Source organism: Ohtaekwangia sp. (assembly GCF_036786105.1).
Lineage (GTDB): Bacteria > Bacteroidota > Bacteroidia > Cytophagales > Cyclobacteriaceae > Ohtaekwangia.
Window position 1 is genome coordinate 17,057 of record NZ_DAIQRQ010000029.1, and the last position, 24,787, is coordinate 41,843.

Genomic DNA, 24,787 nt, shown 5'->3' on the forward strand with positions numbered 1-24,787 from the left:
AATAGCACCTGGAAGTACTTTTATGAGGAAAGGATTGTGTCTTGGTTTGCTGTTATTTATGCTCCTGGCTGTTACGTACACCAGCCAGGCGCAACAAGCGGTTGTTGATAGTTTATATGAGGTTCTAAAAACTCTTCCACAAGATACCAATCGTGTTAATACGCTGGCAGAACTTTGCGATGAGCAGAGTTATCTCGACAACGAGAAAATGCCAGCGATAGCCCAGGAAATGATCACGTTGTCTCAGCAGATCGGATTTCCAAAAGGCGAAGCCAAAGCCTATATCTTTTTAGGTGTATACAACGGTCGGAGTGGAAATCCCACGAAGGCCGTTGACTTTTTCTACAAAGCGCTGCATATCTATGAAACTCTGCAAAACACAAGACGTATTGCAGCGTGCTATAATAACATTGGTGTTATTTTCCTCGATCAAAAAGATAATGAACAAGCTCTGAGGCATTTCCACAAAGCGCTTGAGGCTTGGCAAAAAATAGGATTTAAAACCGGAATGTCACGTGCATGGGGTAACATCGCCTATATTTATGAGGAAGCCAATAAGGATTCTCTGGCGCTCGAATATTACACAAAGGCGATGGCGATCGAGCGTGAGACCGATGACAAGCCAGCATTAGGAAATACGTTTTTAGCTATTGGAGGTATATATTTTAAAAGAGGCAACTTGTCGGAAGCACTCCAGTGGGAACAACAGGCACTTCAAATCGTGACGAGCTGCGGATCTGTGTCGCGATATTCCCCGATTTATAGTGGATTAAGTGAAATATATATAGCCCAGCATAAGTTTAGCGAAGCGCTGGAGGCAGCCAAAAAAGCCTTGCGGTATGCGCGTGAATCCAATATCAAAAATGATATCGCTGACAGTTACCTGCGCCTGTCAAAAGCATATGAGGCTGTCAGTGAATTTAATCAGGCCTATCTATACCAGTCTCGGTATATAGCTTTGAATGATAGCCTGCTAAGTGCTGATGCACGCAGTTCTATCGAAAGCCTGCGACACAATCATGAAATGGAGCGGAAAGAGATGGAGCTTTCTTTGATGGCTCATCAGAATAAGCTGGAGGTGTATAGAAGAAACTCACTTGTAATCGGTCTTGCCGGATCGATCTGTATTCTTTTGTTGATACTCAGCCGCCAGCGGTTGTCATTGAAGAAGCGTAAGGAAGTAGAGCGTAAAAATCAACTTCTTATGCGCGAAAAACTTCTGCGCCGTGAAAGCGAGGATAAATATCGCACTCTCATAGAGAGCACGTTGCTTGGAGTTTGTATTGCGAAAGACGACAGAATCATATACGCCAACAAAACATTATTGGATATATTCGGCTATGCTGATCTGGATACTTACAGTGAAGAACAAATACCACGGGTTACTTCGCACGCTACTCCTGAAACAAAAGCGCTGATTCGTGAGCTGAAAGAAAAGCGTGTTGCAGATGAAAATACATATCATCAATTCATCGGTCATTTTTACGATAAAGATCACAAAGTAAGATCGTTTGAGGTGCAGGCCGATAACATCGCGCTGGTGGGTACATCGTGTAGAATGTATGTGTTGATTGAAGTAACGGAACGCCTGGCTGCCGAGCAATCATCACGCGACATGGAAAAACTATTCCGGTTGTCGCTCAACTTTTCTAATATAGGAAGCTGGCGTTGGGATATTACCACCAACTCGTTACTCTGGTCTGAGACTACGTATAAGATATATGGTTTGCCAGTGAGCAGTGGCATTACGGGTGAAACATTTATGCAATATGTTCATCCGGATGATCGAGATAAAGTGCGCGAGTGTGCAAGTACCTGCATTCAAAATGGGGAACCGTATCATGTGGAGCATCGGTTCTATGGCCCCAACGGTGACATTCGCTGGGCGCGATTGAAGGGTGATGTATTCCGAAATTCGAATGGCGAGCCTGTTGAAATATTCGGCGTGGCACGCGATATAACAGAATCTAAACATATAGCAGAAGAACTTCGGTTAAGTAAGGAGAAATATCAATTGCTTGCGGAAGTTGGACACGAAATACTGGGATTGTATAATCTGGATGGCGTCATGGAATACGTTTCGCCAGCGATTACAACGGTGCTGGGATATTTACCGGAAGAAGTTGTTGGCAATAGATTGGTTGATCCGTGTATTCATCCAATGGACCGAAGACAACTCATTCTCGGATTTAAAGATGCCATCCGATATCCCGGAAAGACATCCAATGTAAAAGTAAGAGTACAGCGAAAGAACTCGGATGAATATGTATGGTGCCAGATGAGTTTTAAAGCTGTATATGATCGTGATGGTAAAGTAACCTCGGTGCGGTCGCTCTCCCGCGACATCGGATATGAAATTGCATATGAGCTAAAACTCAGTCAGTCCAATGCCCGGCTTACGAATTCGTTACGTGCTTATAAATCATTGAACAAGCGCTTGCAAACTTTACTAAAAGAACTTCGCAAGCGATCAGGGTTACTCGAAAGTATAAATAAAAAGCTTATCGATTCTCAGGATAAGCTGAAGCATACTTATCGACAGCTTAGGATCAAGACAGACGCACTTAATCAAATTGCAATCATTATCTCTTCGGATGCAAAGGGTATTATCACGGATGTAAATCAGATGTTCGAGAAAGTGATGGGATATAGCCGTGCCGAAGTTGTAGGACTCGGTCATCGCGAATTGCAGGCGAATATATCAGGTTCGCAGGGGCCTGAGTTTTTTGATGGTATCTGGAACCAGCTCAAAGAGGGTAATGACTGGCGCGGTGAAGTTTGCTATCGAACCAAATCAGGTGAACTGGTGTGGTGGCTGAAACATATTACGCCATTGATTAATGACGGAGTCTTTGAAGGTTATTTTTCTTTTAGTTACGACATCACGCTAAACAAGAAACGCGAAGAAGAAATCATCGAAGCAAAGCACATGGCCGAAGCAGCGTCTGCCATAAAAGAAGACTTTCTTTCTGTAATGAGTCATGAGATTCGCACACCGCTCAATTCTGTTATCGGTCTTTCTAATTTACTCTTGAATAAAAATCCAAGAGAAGACCAGCACGAGATCATTAAAACGTTGAAGAATTCCAGCGACAACCTCATGTACCTGGTAAACGACATACTCGACTTTAATAAGATCCAGGCGGGAAAAATAGAGCGTGAGGAGATAGCCTTCAACACACTTGAACTACTTCAACAATTTCAGTCAGCATATCAGCCCATTGCGCATGAGAAGGGACTTGATTTCAAAGTAACCGCCGATGCCGTAATACCTCCGATGCTGATTGGTGATTCAATGCGTCTCAACCAGGTGCTGAATAACCTGGTAAACAACGCGTTAAAATTTACCCAGCGGGGTTTCGTTAAAGTAAAGGTATCGCTTGCGGCAAGACAGGGAAATCAATGCAAATTGTCGTTTGAAGTCAGCGATTCAGGTATCGGTATATCAGAGGAGAAGCTGCCGCTTATTTTTAAACCATTCCATCAGTCGGAAAAGTATATATCCCGCCAGTTTGGAGGAACTGGACTTGGGCTTTCCATTGTAAGCAGCCTGGTGGAACTGCTTGGAGGAGATATTACCGTGACCAGTATAGTAGGAGAGGGGTCCGTATTCTCCGTGACGCTTCCATTTACAGTTTGTATGGACACCATGCCAGTGGTACGACATAAGGAAAAGAACGATATTTCGTTACTTGCTTCGTTCCGCGGGTATCGTGTGCTCTACGTGGAAGACGTAGAGTCTAACCGAATGCTGATTGCTGCCTATATGAAAGATCATGGTGTAGAATGCACGATGGCTCCGGATGGTGACATGGCATTGTTTCATACTGCCAACAAAATATTTGATGTCATTTTGATGGACATTCAAATGCCGGGACGTGATGGATACGAGGTGACGAAAGCCATACGCAGTCAGGTAGGAGGACGTAACATCCATACACCCGTTATTGCTTTTACAGCGGAGTCGCTTTCTGAAGAATTGAAAGAGCGTGTTGCCCAAAATAACATCCAGGATATTCTCACCAAGCCTTTTCAATTCGATGCTCTGGTGAAGAAGATTATAAAGGTAAGCCCTCAAAAACGCAAAGAAGAAGAGTTTCTTTCCTTCCGCTTTTATGAAGAAGCGTTGAATTATGATAGTAGCGAAATCCGTGAAATACAGAAAATCGTGTTGAGTGATTTCAAACTTTTCGGTGCGAACCTTGCCAAATATGTTGATGAAAAAAATATAGAAGGTATCCGCGCTGAAATTCATAAGCTGTCACCTATTGTGAAGAACCTGAAGTGCACGGCGTTGATGAAGGCATTCGAGGAGATGAAAAAACATCAACAATACTCATCTGCGGTAACAGAACTTTATACCGAACTCAACCAGTACAATCACACATTGTGCGAGTATGTCATGGCACTTCAATATTGAGTTAATAGGTAGTATTTGAATTGATCGGTAATTTGCGATAGATTGGAGGAAAAAAATACACAATCCAAACCCTATCACCTCAGTTTACCATGTCACGAATCAAGATCAGTGAGACCAAATACTATACGTTATTTGCCTCTACCGAAAAGAATCGCGCTTATCTGAAGATCATCGGCTTCTGGCGAAGTCCCGAACAGGTTCCTAATTATCTTGCTGACTGGAAGGCAACACTTTCAAAACTTAAGAGTGGATTTACTTTGCTTACGGATGCCTCAGAAATGAAGACACATCCAAAGGATGTAGTGAAACTACATGAACAAGCTCAGGCCATGGTGTTAAAGCATGGTGTAAAAAAGGTAGCGGAAGTTTTGAGGGATGATATCGCCGAGATGCAGCTTAATGCGGTGGCAAAGGCTACGCTGTTTCCAAAACAAAACTTTCGCTCGGCGGAAGACGCTGAAAAATGGCTGGATGAATGACAATAGCCTGTGGAAGTAGAGTATAGTATAGCTTGCTATTACTGGATCTTTACCGGTACTGCTATCGGAGTAATGTAATGCTTCCCGTGCGTGGTTTGGCTTCCTGGCCATCGCAACGAATAATGAAGAAATACACACCGTCCTGCAATGGTTTCCCATTGAACGTTCCATCCCAGTCGTTCAGGTAAGGCTGTGCTTTATACACTTGTACTCCCTTTTCGTCAAATATAGTGATGCCGCACTGCGGATAGTCGAGTATATTTTCTACAATCCAGTAAGGATTGCTGTTGTCTCCGTTGGGAGAAAAGAATAGGCTGGGCTTCAGTTTATTGGAAATAATGGCCCCCTTGACCACGACTTGTACCGTTGCTTTACCGATGCATCCATTGCTGTCTTTGCCTTCCACCGTATATACTGTAGATGTTGCAGGGCTCGCAGTAGGATCGGGTATGGTTGGATCAGATAATCCCGTTGCAGGCTCCCAGGTATAATTTACAAGACCGCTCGCTTCGAGCTGAGCGGTTTCGCCTTCGTTAATAGCGTCTGGTGTTACCGTTGCAGTTACAATAGGAGCCGGAATTGCCGTAACAATCTGCGTTGTTTTCAACAGACACCCAGAAGGATCGGTTACTTCAACGAAATATGTACCGGCTTGCGTGACAGTGAGCGTTGGGTCTGACGATCCTGTGTTCCAATGATAGGAATTATAGGCGGTAGTCAATTGCAACGTGAGGTCTTTGCCATCACAGTAATCGAAAGCTTCAGTGTTGCTGGTGATGACGGGCGGTATGGCAGCACTGATCTGTATAGACTTTGTTGCTGAACCCTGGCAGGTTTGTCCTTTATATGATACCGTTAACTTGACTGTAAATGTTCCCGCAGAAGCATATGTATGGATGCCGACATTATCAGTTGATGTTTGGCCATCGCCAAAATCCCACAGATACAATACTTCCGCCTCGGCTGCGACCTGCGTTGAATTTTTGAATGTTATCTCTTGGCCCTGACAAGCTGTAGCAGGTGCATCAAATACTACAGTCGGTGGACTCACAACATTGAGCGTAGCTGACGATGATGTCGCCACCGGACATGCGGTATTGGAAGATGTTGCCTGATAGTAGTATTCTCCGCTGGTTCCTCGCGTAAGTTTCTTACCTGTTTGAGAAGGGATGATGCCGGCGGTTCGTTCATACCATTGATAGGTAAATCCGGATACATCGGGGTATACGGAAAGTGTGGAAAGATCATTGGCGCAGATTACTTCTCCTGTAGAACGTGTCACCGAAAAATCGGGAATGTCGGTTACAGATACCGTGGTGAAATCGGTACGGGCCAGGCAGCCTGTAGTAAGATCGCCTGCATATACTTCTACACTATAGGTGCCTGCATCGGAGAGCTTGACAGGACTAATTGTAATGGAAGCGCCTGTACCCACTACATTTCCCTGCGCATTTTTCCATTGATAGCTGAATCCTGAGCCGAGGTCGTTCCCCAGCGACAATATTAACTTTTGATTGAGGCATACCGGGCCATTGTTCGCAGGCTGCGTACTGGTTGCAGTACCACTGCCAATGGTTACAGCTACGGTGTTGGATACTGGTGAACAACTACCATTTTCAGCCAGCGCTGTTACATTGTAATTTCCGCTAACGGTAGGAGTGAAAGTGTTGGTGCCATACGTAACGGCAGCCGTAGTCTGGTTTGTCCAGGCGTAGTTTATGCCACCTCCTTGTGTTGCTACCAGATTTACCGCGTTACCCGCGCAAACATTGAGCGGCCCAGCTGGTGTTACATCCGGAATCATGCAACTTCGGTTCCGAAATACGGAGACTTTTGATGCAGGTATATTTAGTTTATTATCATCAATGCTGGTAAAGGCAATATCCGGTTTACCATCGCTATCCACATCGGTGATTACAATATGACGATTGATATAGGTGGTAGATTTGGAGAATGATTGAAAGGATAAATTTCCTGTAGTGCTGTAATTGGTCAGTACAGTTATTGACTTTTTTGTGGCAGAGGCCGCTACGAGATCAACGTTGCCATCGCCATTCAGGTCACCAGTCGATAATCCCCAGGCATCATCATCGGTAGCAATAGTTTGTGCGCTGCTAAAGGCAATTTGTGAACCGCTGGATTGATTCAACAAAATAGATACAGCACCGGGTTTTCCCCCGCGGGAATATGCTATATCTTTTTTGCCATCATTGTCAAAGTCGGCTGCCAGAATATGATTGATTATAGCACCGGCATTGATAGTAGTGGTATTACTGAATGAGATTGCGCCGGGTATACTACTGTTGGAAACTACATATATATCGGAAGCCGTTTGATACTGACTTACGATGATCTCTGGAAATCGGTCCCCATTCAAGTCTTCCACAGCCAGTGCATCCATATGTAATGCTCCGGCAAAGGATATGATCATGGGCGTATCGAAAAGTATAGCGGCTTTTGTGCTTTTATTTGGCAACACAATTACGTTGTTGGATGCTTGCGAACTGATAATGAGCTCCGGCTTTCCATCAAGATCAAGGTCGGCAATCTTTACATGCTGTGGCGTTTTGCCTGCCAATTGTAACGACTGGGTGGTAAACGAAAAACTTCCCGCACCTGAACTGTTATTTCGCAGGAAGAATACCTTATCAGTTGATCCTTTTTCTGTTACAGCCAGATCGGGCCTGCCATCGCCATTCAGATCGCCACAAGCTGCATGGACCGTTCTGGTTGATATATTAAGCGCAATTTTGTTATTGAATGCAACCGTACCGGGTGTTGTGCCAGTGTTGCGGTATATATTCAGAAATGCTGAATTATCATTGGTTACTGCCAGATCGTTTTTACGGTCACCGTCAAAATCGCATGTGCAGATATCATAAAGCCCATCGGCAGTTGTTGTACTGGTGGGGAAATCATATTGTCCCATCAGCTTGCTTGCATCGAGTGGCTGTTTGGTGTCACCGTGGAAGCTTAACAAAAATTGGTCATCGGTATATCCGGTGAGATTGGATGCCAGGTTGGTTACAGCAATCTCATCGTATGTTGTTCCTGCAGGAATGCTAACCGTCAACACCTGGTCGGTTACAGAAATTACATCAGCTCTCACCGCACCAAACATAACAACAAGCTGTGTTGCGTCCGAGCCAAACCCACTACCGGTAAGCGTAATAACCTGTTCCATGCTTCCTGAAGTTTTACTGATCACCTTGATAGTCGGCAATTGTGCAAAGCAACCCATAGCCATTATCATGCTCACCAGACTATAACAGACATATAGACTGATTGCTCGTTGATAACGTTTACCGATAGAGTATATTCTGGTGATCATGTTCACAGAGAGTCTGGGCCAGAGGTATATATTTACTAATTCCAGAATCCTTCCTTGCTGTTGAAGGAAGGGCAGGGGATCAGTTTGTATTTCTTCTTGCTTTTCTTATCAGAGCTTTTGGAAGAAAATTCATAGATAAGCGAGATCTCATGTGCTCCACCGGCTGCGGTCTGTAGCTTGGAGATAGTGAAGTCGTAGCTATAGCCTACGCTTAGATTTTTGAAATATAGCCCCAGGAAAATGATGAAAGCATCCTGCTGAATTGTATTGATGGAGCTCTTTTGAAAAGGTTTGCCTCTGTATGAAAAGCCAATCGATATAGGATCAATATGATAATTAATACCCAGATCGAGCTGAGAGAATGTTGGTCCTTGCATCTGGTAAATGAAAGAAGGTGTTAGATACGATGCACGGTTCGTAGCGCGATAGCCACTCATGTTAAGCCGTATACCACCATGAATAGAAGTTTTCATGGGCAGACGACCCACATCCCCCAGCACTGAAAGATTGGGTTGATTCATGTGCATAAAAGATGCTCCAAGCCAAAGCTTTTTTGTATAGAGCAAAAATCCAGAGCCAAAGTCGAGATAATTTTGATTCCCTAGTTTGCTGATGGCCGGATCAAGCGTTGTGCCATTATACTCCAGTCCGTCACCCATGGAAAGCTTGGTGCGGTCAAGCCCGTTTGATCCATAACCGAAGGATATACCGGGCGAGAAGATGAGTTTGCTGGTGAGCTTTACTTTATAAGAATACTGCAGACTGGCCGTGGTAGTGCGCCAGCCAGCCGATCCCATTTTATCGGTTGTGAACAAAATACCAAAACCACTGCGCAGCTCATTCACAAAGATATCGTACGAAGCTGCATAAGTAGAGAAAGCCTGTGGCAGGCTTGGCCACTGTATTCTGTGGTTTATTACCAGGCGTTGCTGCGGTGTTATACCTGCAAAACCGGGATTAAGATATAGCGGTGCCTGGTAGTACTGCGAGAACTGCGGATCCTGTGCGAAGGCACAGAATCCGAAGAGAAATAATATGATAATGGAGAATATCTTTTTCATAGTGTTTATCTTTTTTATCGGATCAGGGTAACATCTCCGAGCTTTGTTGTGCGCTGCCCGTTGGTGAGGCGGATCGTAAGTTTATATACATATACTCCTGCCGGCATCAGCCTTCCATTGTGGTCGTAACCGTCCCACCCTTTATTCTTGTCTTGTGTTTCAAAAACCAGGTTACCCCAGCGATCAAATATTTGCATGGTGTATTCTTCAGTTCCTTTTACAATTGGCATAAACACATCGTTAAAGGTTCCGCTGCCCGGCACACCATTGCCATGTGTGGAAGCGCTGGTATTCGGAGTAAAGGCATTCGGTACTTTTAATGAGCCTCCTTGCACAGCGAGGATGGTATGTTGTGCAGTATCATAACATACAAGGTTACCATCGGGTATGCCGTCACCGTTTATATCCTTCTCACCGTTGTCATAACCAGCTACCAGTGTAATAGTATACTGTCCTTCCTGGGTATATACATGTTTCGGATTAACATCGTTGGCGGTGGTGCCATCGCCAAAGTCCCAAGTATACTCATTGGCATGCGTAGAGAAGTTGAAGGCTTCTGCTTCAGTATCCGGTATATAAACCGTGGAAGGACGCAGCTCAAAGCTGGCTGTCGGTACATCGAACACTTGAATACCACGTACGGTTGTGGAGTCTGATTGTCCGCTCGATGCAAATTCAGCTTTCAGGTGTATGTCGTAAGAGCCAGGTTCCGACACCCGGAATACCGGATTGCGAACCGATGAGCTGTCAATGAGTACGTTGTTATTGTACAGTTCCCACAGGAATGTATCAGCACCCGGTGAAAGGTTGGTCACTTCCAGGTTTACCGGGAAACACGCTGCGAGTGGTGTTACCGAGAAAGCTGCGTGCACGGCTGGCAGTTGTATATTTATAGTCAGCATTTTTGAATCGGAGCAGGTGTTGCCTGCATCCCGTGAAGCTATATTGGTTACCTGCAGCGTAATGTTCTTCTTCCCGGCAGAATGATATTCTACTGTATAAGGCCCCGTGCCATTGGCTGTAGAAGGCGTGGCTTTAATGTCACCAAAATCCCATACATATTCAAAGGCACTTGTATCGATGGGATCAGAAGTATTTGTAAAGGTTACATCTGCTACTCCACCTGCAAACTCCGGTACATTTCCGGCAGTTAACCCGGCCGTTACGCCACGGTATACCACAACCTGCTTTTTGTATTCGCCGGTGCAGCCTTCGTTGTTGGCAGCATCATATACCACTTCATAGATGATCGGGTTTCGAGTTGTATTGTTGGTAAATGTATAGGTCACTTCCGGAGCAGGAGCCGCGGTTTCTCCTTGCCTGTTTGTTGAGTCAAGTACATGATAATACCATGTACCTTTATCTATACCCAATGATTGATCTTCAAATGTTACACTTTCACCACTGCAAATGGTTGTATCGCCTGGGAGCACGTTGAGTGCAATAAGCGGATAGATCGTGATCTCATGCGAAGTAGGATCAGGCGTACACAGGAAGCTGGACGCTTTTAGCTTCACATTGTATACCGTTGAGTTATTGGGTGAACCCGCAGCAAATCCGTGTTGGATAGTGTGATCACCGGCAGAAAGATCGTTCTCATTATATACTGTAGAGCTGTCGCGCGACCATACCCATTCGTACTTCACATCAGGTTCTACGTTCCATTTAAATTCAAAATCTTTTCCAGGACATTGTGCATCTGGTCCTACGACCGAGAAGTCAGTGCTCACATTTACCATGTTGATGCTTACTTGTAATTCTTCCGGTGTATTGGAAGCTTTGCAACCATTGGCATCAGTAATGTTGCTGAACTGGTACACCATATTCTGTTGAATAGGAGGTACTACAATCACGTTGGTATTACCGCCTTCCTCATCGATCACACTGTTTGTTCCATCGGTATAACTATAGAGTATAGGTATGGCGCCCGAAACAACGCTCAGCGTTATGCTGCCGGTTTTGCCGTAACACATATTCGAAGGACCTGATACCTGCACGCGTGGTGGCTGGTTCACAGTTACGGTTACACGCTCACGCGGATCGGTGCCTTTTACTTCACAATGCTTGCCTGTGCGTGTCGATACACTCCACACCAGCCTGCGGAAGTATGTAGTTTGATTTAATACACCCGGGTCGTATTCGTTGAGTGTGCCACCGGATTGAATGTCGATCCAGTCGTTGTCATTGCCTGTGAGGGATTGCTGCCATTGATATTGGTAATTTTCCACGCCACCAAAGGGAGGCGAGAGCTCGCTGATCTTCTGCGCATCAGCACCGAGGCATACAGACTGATCAACACCAATTGATCCACCGTTAAGCGCTGGCGGGTTGAGAATGGTTGCGGATGAAGGGCGCGATACACATCCCATCGTGTCTTTCACAACGATTGAGTATGTTCCCTTGCCCAATCCTGTGAAAGTAACGTTGCTGGCACCCGTGAGGCTGGCTGTATTCGTGGCATCGGCTACGTTTGTCATAGTAACAGAATAACCGGTGCTGCTGTTGGTACCGCCTGAGAAGGTAACGTATACTTCTCCATCGGTGGCGTCTTTGCAGGTAAGATTGTAGCCTGCGTCATCGGCTGCAACTTTTATGGTGTTGATCTCTACCGGGTTTGGTTGATCGAGCGTTAGCATATCGGTGGTGACAAAACATCCGTTGGAATCTTTGATGCGGATATTATAGCTTCCTATGCCAAGGTTTTCAAAAAGACCATCATTGTTGTCATCCAGCGCATTGCTTTGTACAATTCTATATTCAATGTACGGAGGTGTTCCACCGCTCACAGTAGCACGAATAGCACCATCGCGAGTCTGATAGCAACTGATGGCTTTGGCAAGTTGAATGTCTGGGATCAGTGCCGTAGGTTCAAAGACTGAGACGTCTTGTGATGCTGTACATCCTTTCGAATCCTGTACGGTTACAGTATACTTTCCTCCGGAGAGCGAAGTAAATATATAGGGATCAGATGATGAGTTAACAAACAGGCCATTGTCGATCTTGAAAGCATAGGAGGGAGTTCCATTGGTAACAGAAACTTTGATTTCTCCATTGCCCTGACCATTACACAATAAGTCAACCGGTGTAGCTGTGAATGATACCCCTGGATTGATCGTGTATACTACAGTTGCAGTTTTACGACAACTGGTAGGTATATATTCTACCACCGCATATACGGCAACCTGATCTTGCATAACATACGCACTGAGTTTCGATGCAGGGATTTCGTCCGCTGCAGTCAGGGTCTGGCTGCTGTACCAGGTGATCTTTGTATCAGGATCTGAAGCTTTTGGTGTAACGGAAGATTCCAATGCTTTCAGGTTGGCTGTATAGGTTGTTCCTCCCGGAGTATCAGAGCAAACAGTTTTTGCTATATCATCGGCTTGCGGAGAAGGCTTCACCGTTACGGTAAATTCTTGTGCAGGCCCGACACAGCTTCCTTCTGTTGCAGAGTTTTGTCCCGTTACCTGAAAGGTAACTTTGCCATTTACTGATTTGGAGTTTAGTAATACCAGATTTTGAATGTCACCTTGCCCGCTGGAAGCACCGGTTGAAATATACGAATCGGATGATTTAACAGACCAGCTGAAAGTAGCATCCGGATTGTTGGCTGATGTAAGTGCTACTGATAGCAGATCGTTATTACAACTGATCTTGTCAGCAATGCTATCCACAATCGTTTTTGGATGAATAGTAACATGTATTTGTCTCGGTGCGCCGCTGCATCCCAACAAAGTGCTGAACGGTCGTATAGTATAAATCACTGTACTGTCGGCACCGGCCGTGTTCTCCCATTGATGATTGCTAATGGCATCCGAATTATACTGTGTAGTATCATTGGGTGTTTGAATAGTTGTCAGTGCTTTTACGCTCGATGGAACCGTGATTGACTCGATAATAAATTTATCAGCCGGGAATGTATTGGATGCAGAGGTTAATATAATGCCTGTGCTTACACCACTGCAGAGTTCCTTATCGAGTGCGGGGTGAAGTTGTGGCTCTGGTTTGATGGTAAGCGTAATGATCTGCGCATCGCCAGGACATTCTTTTCCGTTAGCATCGATATTTACCGGCACTACAGTATAATTCACAGGCAGCGGCACAGCTTTAAGATTCTGGAACTGATCGTTTCGTATCGTATCGGCAGATACATTATCACCTTTTGAAGGACCAACAATCGGTACGATCTCGGCAGCATAGCTCGTATTGGTAATATTAAAGGAGTTGATAGGTACCGGGCTCGAAGGATCAACTTCGAATTTTACACCAGTAGGATAATCGCTGCATATCTCCGTATCACCATCGAGCATAATGGGGCGTTTGTTTACCTGCACCCGATAGGTGCTCATCTCGCTTACGCAGATGGAATTACTCTCCTGCACGTTGATGATGATATCTTCTTCGAGAAAGTTTACCAGTACCTGATTGGTGGCCTGTCCATTGGAGATAAAAGCTCCGCCCAACGAATTGTCTGAGGCTTTATGTATTTCCCAGTTATAGGATGATGACGGATAGTTGTTAGGCGATACATTGTATGTTATACCTTCATCATTTTCGCAGACAATAGAATCGCCATTAATGGTTGGTTTAATTGGAGTAGGTGATACTGCGATAGGCTTTTTAATAACTGTGCCTGAGCAGCCATTTAGTTCTACCTGTACACTAATCGTATCAGAAAGCAGGTTCGGGAATTGCAACAGCACAAAGAAGTCGCTCGAAGTACCTCCACCGAATACTTTATATTGAGTGGCCGGGTCGTTTGGAATCTTCCAGATATACTTGGCACCGTTTACCGGCGTTACCTGGTATATCTCGACAGATGTGTTCCCCTGGCAAACCGATTCGCGGCCGAAGATCTCGTTGCTGGTGGGGATCGATTTAACGGTCAGAGTAAGTTCAGCATAGTCTTCGCAGGAAGGTGTATCGCTGAATCGTACCCGCGCATAGTATTTGGCGATGCCGGTAACATTTACAGGCGATGTAATTTCATACGTATTGTTCTGTGCATCAAAGAGTGAAGGGAACCAAGATACACTTACGTTGCTGGCACTGCCGGTTACATCGTTCACATATTCTGCATCGCTGAGGTCTACTCCTGAAACGGTATTGCTTCCAGGCGAATCCTCGCAGAGTGCTACCGTAGCATCTTTCGCTGTTGGCAATGCGCGCACATTAATGGTAACTGTAGCATCATTCGTACAGCTTCCGGATGTATCGCGAATGCGTGCTACATATACCTGGCCGGTTGTAACTCCCGTTTGTTCTACAGTTGGATCGGCAATCAACGTTCCGGTAGGCGGAGCACTGTCTCTATACCAGGTAATCTCACGATTGGCAGCACTGAGCGTGGTTATACGATTTTCATAATCTGTCAATAATATATTCGTAACGACCGGGGCACCTGCAGGTTGCTCTTCGCATTCTGTTGCTGTAATAGATGTAGCGTTTGGCAGTGATGATCGCGTAAGGGTAATAGATGATGGGGCAGAAACGCAATTGCCGCTGGCACTGGTTAATGTCCACGTTACAACAACACTGCCGGGGGCTGTTGTCAATCCCCTTACTGTTGTCTGTGGATTGGTGTCGTCATCGAACGTTACTCCTGCAGCACTGGTTGTCCATTTACCCGTGGCACCATACGCCGGTGCATCGGCGTTTAATTTTACGAAACTGTCACAAATATCAGGTATATCGGAGCCGGCGTTGGCTATCGGTTTGCGATCGATGTGTATAATAGCTTCCTGCTCTACCGAAGAACACGAACTGGTTGCAGCAGGCGTGGCAATCAGTTTTATCCGTATATCAGTACCCTGATCATAATCTTCCATCACGGGTGTATATGTAGCCGTTACCGTAATCGGATTGCTACCCGATGTATTGCTGGCTGATACTGTGCCGTTGCCCGATACATTTTGCCATAGACCGCTTACAGCACCACCATTTACGGTGCCACTTAAGCTTATAGGAGCTAAATTTTTTGGATCGAGACAAACGCTGCTTACGTCCGGAGCACTGTTGATTAATGCAGGTTCATCAAAAGTGATCACCACATCATCACTTTTCTGGAAACACGCTGCTCCACCACTTGTAATAGTCCAGCGGAGTGTGTAGGCGCCATAAGTATAAGGAGGGCCTGTTAAGGAAATGGAGGAAGTAGGGTTGCCGGTTTTACTAATAGTAATCGGACAACCACTGCCGCTGCATCCTCCTGGTCCGCTTACAACGCTCCAGTTACCTGTTCCGATAGAAGGTGTATTGCCTTCAAGCGATGTGGTTGTTCCGCAGACTTGTTTGTCATTTCCTGCATTTGGATCAGTAGGATTCGTACCAAAGTCAACCACAACGTCATCATAACTGGAACAGGTTCCGCTCGTAACCGTCCAGCGCAATGTATAGGCCCCTGCATTGGTGGCAGGAATTGTAATATAAGCATTGCGGTCGTTTACATTGGGCGAAAACACAGGAGCCGGTAAACCTGTAGGCACACTGGAAATATAAGACCATGTACCGACGCCAGGTGAAGGATCACTTGCGCCCAGAGGCTGAGAGTCGAGTGTAGCTCCCGTGAGTATACAGACATACTGATCTGCTCCTGCATTGGCGGGTAGCCCCGGGTTTGGCGATACTTCAACTTGTTCTTCAGAACTATAGGCTTCGTTACACGGACCATTATCTACTACTGCTCGGAATTTATATATACCAGGCGCACGAACCCCCGGAGATATAGTGGTGCCGGTACCCAGCGATGCATCAGTGCTATAGGCGCCACCGTTAAAGGATACTTCCCAGCGGGTAACAGCACCGATATTTCCGAAAAGAGAAATGTTCCCGATGGGCGATGTCTGGCAAACATCCGGTGCCGATGATAGTGTTCCTCCGACAGAAGGATTATATACTCGTATTGTATATGATTTTTCCTTAAAGCAGGTAGGAGAGGTAGCATATTGTTTTCGTACAGCAATGGTGCGATCTACATAGAGCTGACCGGCAGCAAAGCTTACGTTGAAATTGAAAGTTGCCGAAGTAGGTGTACTCGAAAGAACACTTACTCCAGATGATCCCAGCCATGTATACTGTGTTGCTCCACCAACTTTTTCCGGTGAGGTGGGCGGCATGGTTACCGTTACTGTTGTGGGACTGCCGGCAGTACCATTACAAACTTCTGTAGGTATAGTGCTGGTAGGATCGGGAAGTGTAATGTCTTCTCGAATGGTTCGTTTTAACATTACTTTTGGACTCTCGCAATTCAAACCGTTTGCAGCATTGGGTTGATAGCTTGCCCAGATTTTATATACTCCAGGAGTTTTATTGTCTACCCAATCAGGATGTGATTTGATCGACAGAGATGTAGAGGTTCCTGAACTGACCAATGCACCTGGCGAATCGGTTGCTCCTGCGTTATTCTTATACCAGTTCACAATGTACCCTGGGGGTACTCCCGATACAGAGAATGAACTTGGTGTTGTGTTATAGCAAACCGTCTGGTCGGCAGAAGCCGTTGGAGGTGGTGGTGCGCTTACAACACGTATCGTAGCTGTTCGTTCTACAGGAGGATTATCGCCATTAACGAGATCGCCATTTACTGGTACAAGCGGATTAGCCGGATCATTGGAATATGGATTACAGAAGTTCCAATAGCGAAGTGTAATTTGAAATACATCGCCTACTTGCGGATAGCCTGCACCAAATCCGCCCGGTGCTGTTATTTGTAAGGAAGGTCTTCGGTTGCCGGCAACTACCGTGGGTGTATTCATATAATATACGCCACGCGTATCCTGATAGTTGGTGAGTATATCCGCACCGCCTGCCCCGGTAACTGGTATGCTGTTTACGCTCAGGTTGGGAATCTTCGATCCCGCCCCAGTGTTATAAACAATCTGCTGCCAGCGATTGGCAATGTTGGGGCTTTCTACCGGATCAGGTCCCGGAGGATGTATATAGTTGGGATTACAGTTCCAGTTGGTCAGATCCTGGAATACAACGGAGAGATCAACACCGGCACACACCTGGTGTTCCGTTGTCCCCGTCACCGGTGAGATCAATTGAACTTTACCGCCGTTGAAATCGTCCGTTCTCCAGGAAGCAATACGCTGCACCTGACGTGTAATAGGACAAAGCGATCCTTTATACTTAATGGTCATGACCACCACAAATTCGCAGTCACTGTTCACGGGGAACGTATGTGTCACATCTGCGCTATAAGAAGTTTGTCCCTGTGCTTGAGGGATTGTTGAGGTCGTCCCATCCCCCCAATCAATGTATATATCAACCGAACCAGCAGGTACAGGGCTAAGGAAGCCTACATTATAAGTTACCCGTGCACTAACGGGTGAACAGAAACCCGCAGGGAATTTGTTACTTCCCAGAGAAGACACAGTAGGAAGACCAACACATTGCGCAGAGGTTGTACGCGATGTAAAAAGAACTGAGATGACCGTTACTGAAAACAGAAAATAAAAAAGTAAAGATCTGAACATGTGCTGCTTTGATTAAAAAGTTTAGACCTGGAAAAAGAATGCCACAAATGTAGTGCAATGCATAGCGACAGAGTTCCGTATCGAACGTAGCTATATATCCGTAGAAATACGGAGTAGTGAAGTAAGTTACGCTTTGATTTTATGTGATTATTGCATGGGCAATGCAGCGTATATATTTTGTAAACGATTGATTGATTGGATGATATTATGTAGGAAAAATTTATGCCAGCGGGAGAACTGGTAAAGTTTGCTCGATGTAAGTAAAATTTTAATGTTTTTGGTACATACCTGATGCTTGGCTGCTGGATTTTTAGTAAGTAAGCCTTTTGTTTTCTTCAAAATGTTGGTGGATTGAGTAAATACGGAGTATCGCTTCCGTAATGTTACGGATGAATGGAATTCTTCTGCCTTGTAATTTTGCCCTCAAGTATAATGGATTGATCCTAAAGGTGGTATGTTTCGATTTGCCATCTTTTATAAGGGGATAATCTGAAGAGTTTATTACTATAAACACTTTTATATATGCAGGCGAACGGCAAATTTAACAGAGGCGACAAAGAAGTGATTACATTTCTGTGCGGTGTCGGGGTATTCTTTCTGATGTTTCTTTATATCGTTATTAGCTATATCTAGCTCCGTTGGTTTCCCTTTTAATGGTTTGACGCCAACCGAACACCAGCCCTTGCAGTACAGACTACATTATAAGCAAATTTACGGATAGCTCATTCCGTATATTAAGTACTGCCTTCTGAACATAAATTCATACAAGCCGATTCAATTGATCGAAGTAGTTTTGACACCACCAAACACGGTACATTATGAGAATATACTTTACTATTTTTTTACTGCTGGCGTATCTGCAGGCTAGTTACGCGCAGGTGAGATCAGAACCTAAAACGTATTACGATTCCGCCGGCACATTATACTGGAACAAAAAACTTCCAGTGTATGTAATTCTTTCCTCTACTCCGGATCCATCCAAAGGGGTTGTATTAAAAGAGCAGGACGTTGACCATATTCGTGAATATCATTTTGATACCGAAGGCATTAACTGGGTACGCAGTCGTTGGGCTACTGACTCTGTCGGTCAGACAATCTTACCCAAACGTGAAGTATTATGGCCTGTAATGGCCGATGGAATTGCACCGACTACATCAGCAACAATACGTGCCAGTGGTAAATTTGCAGCAGGCAGTCGTATGTTTTTTAGCGGAGATGCTACTGTACAGCTCACGGCTATTGATGCCGTATCAGGTGTAGAAGCTGTATATTATAGTACAGGTTCTGGTTTTATACAATACAACGGTCCGTTTACATTGCCGGGCGACAGGAAGGTAACTTTGAAATACTATGCAATCGATCACGTGGGTAATGCAGAGGATGCCGATGTTACCCGAAATCTCCTCGAGTTTTACATCGATTCAACAGCACCGAGGTCTGCTCTCGAACTGATTGGCCCCCATGTGGATAATGTCTTATCTCCTAAAACCAAAATAAAGTTGGTGAGTGAAGACGAAAGCAGTGGTGTGTCTACTATTCAGTACGGTTTTAATGGAGATGCAAAAGAGCTGTATCAGACAGCTTTACCACTCAACACACTCAAGGACAGTGAAAACTCATTGACCTATCAGGCATTCGATCGTGTACGAAATAAAGAAGCTGCCAAAACGTATAAGTTCTCTATTGATGCAGCCGCACCAACGGTGGAGTTCTCAATTGACAAGGATTATTTTAAATCGACAGCGGGTAGTCAATATGTTTCCACCCGATCGGCCATTGCTTTAACGGCTTCAGATAACAAGGCAGGTGTAAATGCTATCTACTTTTCGATCGATGGCGCTCAGAAAAGCAATTATACTGCGCCATTGAGCACTGCACAGAAAGATGGACCTCACAAGCTTATATATGCTGCGGATGATCGTGTGGAGAATATGAGTAAGGATCATTTGTTGAATTACTTTGTAGATGCAGCGGGTCCTAAGATTGCATACCATGTGAACGGGCCTAAGTTGTTGAGAAATGATACGCTTTTCATTCGCACAATCAGTAAAGTGGCGATCTCGGCAGTAGATCAAGGTGTTAGTGAATCGGGTCTGAAGCAACTGACCTATAAGATTGGAAACGCAGCCCCATCTGAATATAGTGGAGCTTTCTCGGTAGAAGGAGAGGGCGTACGAGATATGAAGATCAACGCAATTGACCAAGTGAACAATGTTGCCGAAGCAGGGCAAACACTGTTTGTAGATAACACACCGCCTGAGATTGTGGATGTGTTCAGCGTAGAAAGGATAGGTTCAAAGGTTGTAAAAGATATGTCGTATACCATCTATCCGAAAGAAATGCAACTTTACCTGGCAGCAAAAGATAAAAGTGTAGGTACACAAACCATCTATTACTCCATTAATGGTGCACCGAAGCAACTATACACTAAACCGGTAAAAGGATTTTTGGCGGGTAACTATTCGGTTGTTGTGCAAGCGATTGATATACTCGGAAATGAATCTTCTAAAACGATCAGTTTTTCGATCGAGTAATAAATATAGAGTATAAGAACAGGAAGCTGGTGTCGACACGGGCTTCCTGTTTTTGTTTGTCAGTAATCTAAGTATAAATACGGAAGTATAATTCCGTATAAAATCTGGCATTTTTCCATAAAAATCCTGAGAGAGAAGGCGATTACTTAAGCCTAGTTTTGTTTTCCGGTATGTAAGAATCGTCAGTGAGATTATATGCACGGCAAATCGTTGATAGAGACGTTTGAAAAACATGACACTAACCGGGGCTGTAAAAGATGAACAGACAAAAAATTGAACCGCGCGTGGTTGTGGAGCGAAACATTACTGAATGGGAGGCATATCAGTTATTCCGCGTCTACAAGGAACACCAGGTAATTGTTGAAATGGTGGAAAACGGAAAGACCTGGAATCGGAAAGAGGTGGTAAGAAATATTCATCGCTAAAGTAGTGATTAACGATTTATCTGATACGTGACAAAATATAGAGGTGCCATAAATTTTCGGATAATTATATGAAATTCAACAAGCTCGCCCTGACTGTTGCGTTGGTGTGGATGCAATGTAAAGTGTACTCACAGCAGGTTGCTTTACTCGATAGCGATAAATATTATGTAGTTATCGGTGCATTCTCTGTACATGCCAATGCAAACCGTTTTGTTTCATACGCGTCTTCACTGGATCTCCCGGCCCTCTACGGATGGAATGCTACGCGCAATCTCTACTATGTTTATGTATTGCGTACAGATGACCGTTATAAGGCGTTGCTTGAAGCAGCCAGGCTTCGTACCGATGCCGCTTTCTATGATGTTTGGATTTACCGCGGTGAGGCAGCGAAAGATACCGATGTTCGGGGTGATATCGATCCGGTATCAAATCAGGAAATGACACATGTAGTGGTAGCAGATAGCCCCGAAAGAGCCCCCGACATTTCCCGTGCCCCCGAGGCTCAGGTAACAGGAGGTACAGCTACGGCAGTTGCCAACAGTATAGATGAACGTGAAGGCAAGCGTTTCTTTTTCAAACTATACCGCGAAGATGATGAGAGCCTTGTAGCAGGGGATATAGACGCGATCAACGTAAGTTTGTCAAGAAAGATTGGTACATATAAAGGTAATACTTCTGTTCTCGTAAATCCTGATGGCAAGCCAGGCGATGTAACCTTTATATGCGATGTGTTTGGATACCGCAAAGTACAAAGTACACTGGATTTCAATGATCCATTAGCACAGGATGGTATTTCGCAGGACACAAGTAATAATATAGTAGTTCCTTTCAGCCTGGTGCGCCTCAAGAAAGGCGACATAGCCATTATGTATAATGTATATTTCTTTAAGGATGCTGCCGTAATGCGGCCGGAATCACATTATGAAGTAAACAGTTTGCTGGATATGTTAAAGGAAAATCCACGCTATAAGATCAAGATACATGGACACACCAATGGTAATGCCTACGGCAAGATTGTATACGGTGGTGATGCTAAGAACTTCTTCTCATTGGCAAACTCTCATGACGGCTTTGGTTCTGCCAAAGAGCTTTCTGAAGCGCGCGCCAAAATTATTCGCGATTTTCTTGTCAGCAATGGTATTGGCAAGGAGCGCATGCAAATAAAAGCCTGGGGAGGTAAACGTCCTGTGCAGGACAAACACAGCGCCAAAGCTCAGGAGAATGTGCGCGTTGAGATCGAAATCCTGGAAGATTAAATTATCGGCATTGCCTCGCATGTTGATATTTTTATTCGAAACAATATATCCGTGATTTTACGGATTACTTCCTATGTATTCATAGTATACTATTCTGTTAATAAATACCGTGAACAGTAGGATATATTTTTACCTTATTTTGTGGAATAGATATTCCTAACGTATTAACCTGATCATGAAAAAAAGATTTAGCATGTCGCTGGCGGTCATTACTGTTTGTCTGCTGGTAAACACACTCTACGCAGTGACACCCAAAAAAGTATTAAAGACAGGAATCTGGCGTGCTACGCTTGAACTACAAGGCCAGCAGTTACCATTTAATTTTGACGTTGTGAACGACCACACTGGTGGTTATGATCTTTATATAATGAACGCAGAAGAACGTCTATTGCTTGACGAAGTAAATATCAAGGGCGATTCAATTGATATTGTATTGCACATTTTCGATGCTAACATCAAAGCCCGTATTCACGGCGATTCACTCTCCGGTGTATTTATCAAGAACTACGAACAGAATTATAGTGTGCCTTTCACTGCGGTTCACGGACAGACTTACCGGTTTCAAAAAGTTGATCTTAACAATACATCAGAACCGGATTATACGGGCAAATATAGCGTAGACTTTATTCATGAAGCGGATACGTCAACCGCTATCGGTATATTCAAACAACAAGGAAACCATGTTACCGGAACCTTTTTGACTCCTACAGGGGATTATCGCTACCTGGAAGGCAGTGTGAGCAACGGTGTACTTTACCTCAGCACATTTGATGGCAATCATGCCTATTTATTTACCGCCACCCGACAACAAGATGATAAACTGATGGGCGAATTTTATTCAGGTCAGACCTGGACTGAATTCTGGTACGCTGAAAGAAACGAGAATGCAAGTCTTCCGGATCCAGAATCGCTCACTTACCTGAAGCCTGGCTACAGCGGAATTTCATTCTCTTTCCCGGATGTAAACGGCAAGAAAGTAACGTTCCCAGATGCCCGGTATAAAGATAAAGTGGTTGTGTTGCAGATATTCGGTACATGGTGTCCGAATTGTATGGATGAAACTACCTTCATGTCAGGATGGTATAAAACAAACAAGATGCGTGGTGTTGAAATTATAGGACTTGCTTATGAGCGTAAGAATGACTTTACGTATGCAAGCGGTCGTGTACGCAAAATGATTGACAAACTGAAAGTGCCCTATAATTTTGTGATTGCAGGTACAAACGATAAAGACAAAGCTTCTGAGACCTTGCCGATGTTAAATCGGGTGGTTGCTTTCCCCACTACGATCATAATTGGTAGAGATGGCAAAGTTCGGAATATATATACCGGTTTTTCAGGCCCGGGCACTGGATTGTATTACGATCAGTACATCGAGCGCTTCAATGAAACGATCAACGCCCTTCTCAATGAGAAAATAAATTAAGTAGATTGTTAAATAAAATGTCCCGTTCTGGATGATTGCATCCGGGACGGGACAATTTTTTTATTACTTCGATGTACTCAGAAGCTCTGCCGCCTGTGTAAAAAGCCGTAAGTTATACATAAGTGTAGAAAGCACTTACCCTATAGGAATCCGGATGCGGAAAAATAGAAGAGATTTTTATGTGCTCATGTTTTAAATAAAGGTCAGATAAAGACCATATTCATCTCCATGCCGGGAGTTTTCAATGTATAGCTTACCAATAGTTTGTGCGATAAAAGTCTCCATGCTGGAAAATATTAACATGCATCAGGCATTAAGCGCTTTATATTATAAAGGTATGTCAGAACAAGATCAACGTAGACATAGGATTCAATGGTGAAGCAGGTGCATGGATCAGGAACCCTCGGAGGATTCTAATCCCATAGCAGGTATGGATCAGAAAAAGCGATAAATATCGTATGTAGAAGCAGGGAAAAGCCTGACTACGAAAACACGTGAGAATAATCCGCTGAACTATTTAATGGCAGATATTAAATGCTTCGGATTCTCTGCTTGGATTTTTACTTGCTAGCTTAACGGGTTCCTGTATATACATTGTTGTAGATAAAACTTCCCTCTGTACCATGTCTGCCTTTGTTCCCATTCTTGCCATTTATACCCCGTTTAGAAGCTTTATCAGCTCCTATACCGGGTGCTCCGCCGGGTGAGCCTTCTCCTCCATAACCACTATAGCCACCGTGCAGGTTGAATTGCAAAATATCCGACTGCCAAATATTTGTCGGACACGTCTTACATATAAACGTCAATGAGCCTCCGTTTCCGCCATTTCCTGCATCACCTCCATTACCGCCAGCCCCACCGTTGCAGGTGCAATAAGAAGTGCTCTTGCTTCCAGGTCCACCGCTTCCGCCGCGGCCGCCATCACCACCATTGCCACCGTTGAGGCGAAACAAAATCGGATGTACATTGGAAGCATCCAGGGCACCAATCTCGATTGTTAGGTTTTTTCCCGCTTCACCATCTGTTCCGTTTTTGCCAGGTAGACCGTTTTTCCCGGATATACATACGCCATAAGCAGGTTCTGAATCTTTCGCATCTTTGCCATTAATACCATTACTCCCTCCACCGAAGATCCAGCATTGTTTGCCAACGGTAAGTTTTTTTACCTGAATGTAACTGCTTGGTGATAGTTTATAAAGAATGAGGTTTGAAGAGTCGCGCATGATCAATTCATCTACCAGCAAGGTGTCGTCTTTCATTATATAGGATTCGTACTTGTTTATCTCAAGGCGTGCAATTTTTGTCTGACCGGGTGCTATAAAGGGAAGCAGCCATACCGGCATTACGATGATCATGGTTAAAAAAATCTTTCGGTAAG

10 protein-coding genes are annotated in these 24,787 nt (G+C 44.5%); 6 read left to right on the forward strand and 4 right to left on the reverse strand.

The window, feature by feature from the left end; translation table 11 throughout:
* Nucleotides 1–22 precede the first annotated feature (22 nt).
* Both V7Q33_RS13270 and V7Q33_RS13275 read left to right on the forward strand, forming a co-directional pair.
* Nucleotides 23–4,420, forward strand: a complete 4,398-nt coding sequence (locus V7Q33_RS13270) for a PAS domain S-box protein (protein ID WP_333820144.1) — start codon at nt 23–25, stop codon at nt 4,418–4,420.
* A gap of 89 nt (nt 4,421–4,509) precedes the next feature.
* Nucleotides 4,510–4,899, forward strand: a complete 390-nt coding sequence (locus V7Q33_RS13275; protein ID WP_333820145.1) for a hypothetical protein — start codon at nt 4,510–4,512, stop codon at nt 4,897–4,899.
* Between the two features lie 61 nt (nt 4,900–4,960).
* Here the strand turns inward: V7Q33_RS13275 and V7Q33_RS13280 are convergent, their stop codons facing one another.
* Genes V7Q33_RS13280 through V7Q33_RS13290 form a run of 3 tightly spaced genes read right to left on the reverse strand, consistent with a single transcriptional unit; the run spans nt 4,961 to nt 17,432 of the window.
* Nucleotides 4,961–8,230 (reverse strand): FG-GAP-like repeat-containing protein, encoded by a 3,270-nt coding sequence (locus tag V7Q33_RS13280; protein WP_333820146.1) that lies wholly within the window; start codon nt 8,228–8,230, stop codon nt 4,961–4,963.
* 35 nt (nt 8,231–8,265) lie between these two features.
* On the reverse strand, nt 8,266–9,291 hold the full coding sequence (locus V7Q33_RS13285) for a PorP/SprF family type IX secretion system membrane protein (protein WP_331980803.1): 1,026 nt from the start codon (nt 9,289–9,291) through the stop codon (nt 8,266–8,268).
* 14 nt (nt 9,292–9,305) lie between these two features.
* On the reverse strand, nt 9,306–17,432 hold the full coding sequence (locus tag V7Q33_RS13290) for a PKD domain-containing protein (protein ID WP_333820147.1): 8,127 nt from the start codon (nt 17,430–17,432) through the stop codon (nt 9,306–9,308).
* Between the two features lie 1,154 nt (nt 17,433–18,586).
* On the opposite strand from V7Q33_RS13290, the gene V7Q33_RS13295 reads away from it, so the two are divergent.
* The 4 genes from V7Q33_RS13295 (at nt 18,587) to V7Q33_RS13310 (ending at nt 23,409) form a co-directional block, all read left to right on the forward strand.
* Nucleotides 18,587–20,302, forward strand: coding sequence for an OmpL47-type beta-barrel domain-containing protein (locus V7Q33_RS13295; protein ID WP_333820148.1), 1,716 nt, complete (start codon nt 18,587–18,589; stop codon nt 20,300–20,302).
* 257 nt (nt 20,303–20,559) lie between these two features.
* Complete coding sequence (locus V7Q33_RS13300) at nt 20,560–20,727, forward strand: hypothetical protein (RefSeq protein ID WP_331980797.1); 168 nt, start codon at nt 20,560–20,562, stop codon at nt 20,725–20,727.
* 68 nt (nt 20,728–20,795) lie between these two features.
* Entirely contained in the window at nt 20,796–21,983 is a 1,188-nt protein-coding gene (locus V7Q33_RS13305; RefSeq protein WP_333820149.1) for an OmpA family protein, read from the forward strand.
* Between the two features lie 175 nt (nt 21,984–22,158).
* Nucleotides 22,159–23,409 (forward strand): TlpA disulfide reductase family protein, encoded by a 1,251-nt coding sequence (locus V7Q33_RS13310; RefSeq protein ID WP_333820150.1) that lies wholly within the window; start codon nt 22,159–22,161, stop codon nt 23,407–23,409.
* A 572-nt stretch (nt 23,410–23,981) separates the two neighbouring features.
* Here the strand turns inward: V7Q33_RS13310 and V7Q33_RS13315 are convergent.
* Nucleotides 23,982–24,764 (reverse strand): hypothetical protein, encoded by a 783-nt coding sequence (locus V7Q33_RS13315; RefSeq protein WP_333820151.1) that lies wholly within the window; start codon nt 24,762–24,764, stop codon nt 23,982–23,984.
* Between the last annotated feature and the right edge of the window lie 23 nt (nt 24,765–24,787).

Excerpts from the sequence above, each read along its gene's own strand:
- V7Q33_RS13270 (WP_333820144.1), top strand. The coding sequence starts at position 23 with ATGAGGAAAGGATTGTGTCTTGGTTTGCTGTTATTTATGCTCCTGGCT.
- V7Q33_RS13275 (WP_333820145.1), top strand. The coding sequence starts at position 4,510 with ATGTCACGAATCAAGATCAGTGAGACCAAATACTATACGTTATTTGCC.
- V7Q33_RS13280 (WP_333820146.1), bottom strand. The coding sequence starts at position 8,230 with ATGATCACCAGAATATACTCTATCGGTAAACGTTATCAACGAGCAATC.
- V7Q33_RS13285 (WP_331980803.1), bottom strand. The coding sequence starts at position 9,291 with ATGAAAAAGATATTCTCCATTATCATATTATTTCTCTTCGGATTCTGT.
- V7Q33_RS13290 (WP_333820147.1), bottom strand. The coding sequence starts at position 17,432 with ATGACCATTAAGTATAAAGGATCGCTTTGTCCTATTACACGTCAGGTG.
- V7Q33_RS13295 (WP_333820148.1), top strand. The coding sequence starts at position 18,587 with ATGAGAATATACTTTACTATTTTTTTACTGCTGGCGTATCTGCAGGCT.
- V7Q33_RS13300 (WP_331980797.1), top strand. The coding sequence starts at position 20,560 with ATGAACAGACAAAAAATTGAACCGCGCGTGGTTGTGGAGCGAAACATT.
- V7Q33_RS13305 (WP_333820149.1), top strand. The coding sequence starts at position 20,796 with ATGAAATTCAACAAGCTCGCCCTGACTGTTGCGTTGGTGTGGATGCAA.
- V7Q33_RS13310 (WP_333820150.1), top strand. The coding sequence starts at position 22,159 with ATGAAAAAAAGATTTAGCATGTCGCTGGCGGTCATTACTGTTTGTCTG.
- V7Q33_RS13315 (WP_333820151.1), bottom strand. The coding sequence starts at position 24,764 with ATGATCATCGTAATGCCGGTATGGCTGCTTCCCTTTATAGCACCCGGT.